The organism is Aeromonas finlandensis, assembly GCF_000764645.1.
Lineage (GTDB): Bacteria > Pseudomonadota > Gammaproteobacteria > Enterobacterales > Aeromonadaceae > Aeromonas > Aeromonas finlandensis.
This window is the reverse complement of the sequence record NZ_JRGK01000243.1, coordinates 1-736: the sequence shown is the minus strand read 5'-3', so window position 1 is coordinate 736 and position 736 is coordinate 1. Positions and strand designations below refer to the sequence as shown.

Annotated in this window: 1 protein-coding gene; it reads right to left on the bottom strand. The window is 62.4% G+C overall.

Annotated elements, in window-relative coordinates:
- A partial coding sequence (gene rbsB / locus LD28_RS0113000) for a ribose ABC transporter substrate-binding protein RbsB (protein WP_033137386.1) occupies positions 1–736 on the bottom strand: 736 nt, incomplete at both ends.

Below are 736 nucleotides of genomic sequence, written 5' to 3'. Positions count from 1 at the left end.
GATCAGGGCAGGCTGCTGGGCCACGGTAGCGGCCAGTTTGCCCTTGGCAACGGCGGCTTTGCCATCGTCAGTCCCGTCAAAGCCGACGATGATCACCTCTTTACCGGCAGCCTGCACAGCACGGATGGCACCCAGCGCCATCTCGTCGTTCTGGGCGAACACCGCCTGTACGGTCGGATGGGCCGCCAGCAGGTTTTCCATGACGTTCAGACCCTTGGTGCGGTCAAAGTCGGCCGGCTGGGAAGCGAGTACCTGCAGCTTGTTGGCGGCCACGGCCAGGGCAAAACCTTCGCCACGGTCGCGGGCGGCGGAGGTACCGGCAATCCCTTCCAGCTGGATTACCTTGGCACCGATACCCAGTTTCTCGGTGATGAAGTCACCGGCCAGCTTGCCGCCTGCCACGTTGTCGGAGGCAATGTGAGCCTTGACTTCACCCTGCGCGGCGCCACGGTCCAGGGTCAGCACCGGAATGCTGGCCTTGTTGGCCAGGCGGATGGCGTTGCCGACCGCTTCGGAGTCGGTGGGGTTGATCAGGATGGCGCCAACCTTGCGTACGGTAAGATCTTCCATGTTGGAGAGCTCTTTGGCCGGGTCATTCTGGGAATCCAGTACCACCAGCTCGTAACCAAGCTCTTTGGCTTTGGCTTCGGCACCCTCTTTCATGGTGACAAAGAAGGGGTTGTTGAGGGTGGAGACCACCATCGCCAGGGTTTGATCGGCGGCCTGGGCGGTGCCC